General features: G+C 66.6%; 2 protein-coding genes and 2 pseudogenes. 2 read left to right on the top strand and 2 right to left on the bottom strand.

Translation table 11 applies throughout. The features are described 5' to 3' along the window. Positions 1–1,348 (bottom strand): annotated as a pseudogene (istA, locus tag MET2598_RS36325) (IS21 family transposase); the annotation flags it as partial. A gap of 416 nt (positions 1,349–1,764) precedes the next feature. Continuing rightward, positions 1,765–2,196, bottom strand: coding sequence for a universal stress protein (locus MET2598_RS0111400; protein WP_018260911.1), 432 nt, complete (start codon positions 2,194–2,196; stop codon positions 1,765–1,767). 1,096 nt (positions 2,197–3,292) lie between these two features. On the opposite strand from MET2598_RS0111400, the pseudogene MET2598_RS36320 reads away from it, so the two are divergent. Then, positions 3,293–3,896, top strand: a pseudogene (locus MET2598_RS36320) (IS6 family transposase); the annotation flags it as partial. 172 nt (positions 3,897–4,068) lie between these two features. Beyond that, a partial coding sequence (locus MET2598_RS43370; protein WP_157182333.1) for a helix-turn-helix domain-containing protein occupies positions 4,069–4,236 on the top strand: 168 nt, incomplete at its 3' end.

The raw sequence follows: 4,236 nt of genomic DNA, 5'->3' as shown, positions 1-4,236 counted from the left end.
CTCGCGCAGCGCCTTGGCACAGGCCGCCTCGACCGCAGGGAGCCCGTCGCCGAGGACGGCGGTGAGGATCTCGACCATCTGGCGATCGCCGTCGGCGCTGCCGGCGAGCTTGCGCCGGACCCGGTCGAGCGCGGCGGGCAGCACCCAGTCCCGGAAGGGCGCGCCGTTCCTGAGCGCGCCGGGCTTGCGGGCGAGCACGGGCACGTAGTGCCAGGGATCGTAGACGGTCTGACCGCGGCCGAAGGCACGGGCGTGATCGCCGACCACGCGCCCATCCTGGCGGATCTCGATGCGCTCGGCATAGGCGCGGACCTCGACCGGGCGACCGATCGCGGAGGCGAGGACCGAGTACTTGTTGTTGTCGAAGCGCACGAGGCAGGTCGAGGACACGGCCGCCGGCACGGCGTGGAAGCCATCGAAGCGCCCGGCATAGGGCACCAGCACCGCCCGCTCCGCCTCGAAGGCCTGCCAGATCGTCAGATCGCGCTGCTCGGGATGAGGGTGGGCCTTGGCGTAGGCGACGACCCCCGTCGAGCAGCAGGGCGTTGAGCTCCTCGTAGCTCCTCACCCGCACCCGCGGCGTGAACAGGCGCTCGCGCACCAGCCCGACCTGGTTCTCGACCTGGCCCTTCTCCCAGCCCGAGGAAGGCGTGCAGGCCACCGGCTCGACGAGGTAGTGCGAGCACATCTGCAGGAAGCGGCGGTTGTAGGCGCGCTCGCGCCCGACGAAGATCGTCTCCACGGCGGTCTTCATGTTGTCGTAGATGCCGCGCTGACAGGCGCCCTTGAAGAAGGCGAAGGCCCGATCGTGGGCGTCGAAGACCATCTCTTGGCTCTCGCGCGGGTAGGCGCGCACGAACAGCATGCGCGAGTGGCAGAGCCGGACGTGAGCGACCTTGACCGTCGTGGTGACGCCGGCGACCAGCACGATCTCGTGGCTCCAGTCGAACTGGTAAGCCTCGCCCGGCGCGAACGAGAGCGGCACGAAGGCGGGTGCCGTCACGGAGGTCTGCTCGCGCTTCCAGGTCTTGGCGTAGCGACGGACGGCATCATAGCCGCCCTCGTAGCCGAGCCCCCGCAGGGCCTCGAAGATCCGGATCAGGGTCAGCCGCTCGCGGCGCGACTTGCCGGCGTTGGCGGCCAGCATCCGATCGAGGTCGTCCCGCCACGGCCCGAGCTTGGGCAAGGGCTGCACCTCGCGTTCGTAAGTGAAGGTGGTTGCACCTGAGCGGATGACCTTGCGCACGGTGTTGCGAGAGACGTGCAGGTCGCGGGCGATGTCCTTGATCGCGCGGCCGCGGGTGAAGAACTCGCGCCGTATGCGCGCAATCGTGTCCACGCCCTTCATCCCCCCACCACCCGTCCGGTCGTCCCGAAGGGCAGTCTGCGAGAGCAAGCTTCAGGGGGTCAGAATTGGACGCCGATCCCCCGCCTCAGGGGGTCAAAGTTGCACGCCGAAACACAAATCGGATGTCGTGTAAGCCGTGCCAATCCGCCCCGATCACCGCGGCCTCTACCGGATCGACTGGCCGCAACTCGCGGCCGTGATCCGCTCCCCGCGCGAGGCCGTGCCATTCGCATAAGGGCGAGCATGGGACGAGAAGAGCCCGCCACGGCGGGGACCGGGCGGGCTAAGACGTTCATAGGCGCCCATTGATCTGTCGCCCCAAGGATCTGTCGCCCCAAGTTGGACTTGGTCCTCTCAGGCCAGCGTGATCGCGCCGAGAGGATCAACCCTGGCGGCCTTTGATGAGGCGCGGACGGTCAGCGGTAGATTAAAACGGGCAATTTGGAGTGCGTGAGAACCTTCATGGTCTCGCTGCCAATAACGAGGGCAGAAAAGCCACGACGGCCATGCGAGGCCATGGCGATGAGGTCACAGCCGCGGGCCTCGGCGGTTTCGATGATGGCCTCATACGGTTGCCGGTCCTCGACTTTCACGACCTCGCAAGAGACACCGACCCGCTTGGCTTCCTGCTCGGCCTCTGTGAGACGACGATCGGCGTCGGCATGTGCATGGCGCGTGAACTCATCCACGTATGGGTTCGAGGCCCCCAAAGGCAATGCCGGGAACCGCGCGACTACCGTGAGCACCGTCACCTTTGCACCGACAGTCTTGGCGAGCGACACGGCGTTCTTTACGGCCGAGGCGGAAATCGACGTCCCGTCAGTCGGGACAAGGATGTGCTGGTACATCGGGATCTCTCCCAGCATTCCGCGAGTCACCCTCGCGCGGTCGTTCGGGGCCGACCCGTAGGGCCCGTTCCGGCTTATAGCAGTAGGGACGACTGAGTTGTAGAGTTGAGCTTCCTGGGCCGTTTCTGAGGCTTCAGGGGGCCTTTCGAGCCTCGATCAGGGCGGACAGCTCCACCCATTCGCATAAGTCTGAGTACGGGACGAGGACGCGCCTCACGAGAAGAGTCCGGCACGGTTGGGAGGGACCGAGCAAGCTAAAGCAATGGCCGAGTCCCGATGGATCAAGCGGCGCACATAGGAAACATAAATAGTGGGACGGCGGTGCCCATCTCCGGGGTAGCGACGAAGCAAGGGAGATGACAATGCAGTATCTGAAACTTGCAGGATTATCTATCGTCGCGGCGCTCGTGCTTGGACTAGGGAGCGGAGCAAAAGCAACCCCACTCAGCAGTTCTTCGGCTGGAATTGCAACATGTGAGGTGTCCGACGGATTGGTCATCAAGGCGGTGACCAGAGCCGGAGTTGCGCATCGGTCGGCTCGAAGAACGGCCCGGCGTGTTAACCGCCGCCACGGCTACTAGCTGCGGGCTCAATCTCGCGCGCGAGAAGGCGGTTCATTCGTATAATCCCATATTCTGGTGCGCGTTATGGGGCATCCGTACAGTGTTCCGAAGGTTTCGCGCGGATCGCGAGCGGGCCGCCGCCTCGACTGTGCTAGTCTTCCGTCGCTCGCTCCGGGAGCGCACGCCCGGAGTCGAGCAGCGGGCCGGGTCCTCGGCCGCTACGAGGACCCGGCCCGCACTCGCCTCCAGTCGCGTTGAGCGTGGGTGACCGACGATCGGCTCATCCAGGGGCACGCTTCGGGTGTGACCGCCTCCTGGCCCCTCGACGTCGCCTTGGAGGCACCACCCGCGGGCCGCGGCCATCTTCCGACCCGGCCTGAAGCGCGGGCCCCCGGCTCTCTTCGGGCACAAAGAAGCGCCAGAGGGTGGGACCCTCAGCCCACCCGCTGGGCCTGCCGCAAACGCGTCCGCAGCCGTTCACGGGTCGTTAGGCATACCCGCCCAGCTTGCCGCCTCCGCCCCGGAGCCGGCCCATGATCCTCAACACCTTCGCCCTCAAGCTTAAGCACCCGGCGCGTGGCGACTTCCGGGGCCGGCATTTCGAAGCCACGCTGAAGTGTGCAGGCTGTCTCCTGGTACCTGCGCTACGCCCTGAGCTACCGCGACATCGAGGAGATGCTCCTGGAGAGGGGTCTCACGGTCGACCACTCCACCATCAACCGCTGGGTGCTCGCCTCCGCGCCCGCTATCGAGCGCCGCCTGCGCCGATTCCGCAAACCGCACTGCGGCTCCGTGCGCGTGGATGAAACGTACATCAAGGTACGCGGCCAATGGCGCTACCTGTACCGGGCCATCGACAAGCATGGCGAGGCGGTCGACTCCCCGCTCACCGCCAACCGCGACCTGGATGCGGCCAAGCGCTTGCTCCGCAAGATGCTGCAGGATCAGCCGCTTCTCGCGCCCGACCGCATCCGCACCAATGGCGCTGGCCCGTACCCACCGGCGATCGCCGAGAGCCGCAAGGAGGGCCTGCTGCGGCGCATGCCGACCCACCACGTCACCAAGCACCTGCGACAGGGGATCGAGAGCCACCACTTCCGGGTCAAGCGGCCGATGCCGCGGATGGGCGGGTTGCGGATTCCGATTGAAGTCGGCCACCGGTTCCGAGGCGAAGCCGGCCAGCGTTCCGATTTGATGTCGGCCAGCGTTCCGAGATGAAGCCGGCCACTCGGTAGCCGGCATCGGCCACGGCGCATCCCCGCGGGTCAGCAACCGCGGCATCCCAGTCCTCGAGCACGAGGAGAGCGGGATGCCGGCCAGGAGACAGCTGACCATGCGACAAATCAAACAGATGCTGCGGCTCGCCCACGATGGGGTGAGTTCGCGCGAGATCGGACGAACGCTGGGCGTGGCCCGCTCGACCGTGCAGGACAACCTCGCCCGGGCAACCGCCGCCGGCCTAACCTGGCCGCTTGGC

The organism is Methylobacterium sp. WSM2598 (genome assembly GCF_000379105.1).
In the GTDB taxonomy this organism is placed as follows: Bacteria; Pseudomonadota; Alphaproteobacteria; order Rhizobiales; family Beijerinckiaceae; genus Methylobacterium.
This window is presented reverse-complemented; position numbering and strand designations above follow the sequence as displayed.

What these genes read in the sequence shown, in the direction of transcription:
- MET2598_RS0111400 (WP_018260911.1), bottom strand. Translation starts at nt 2,196, where the DNA reads ATGTACCAGCACATCCTTGTCCCGACTGACGGGACGTCGATTTCCGCC.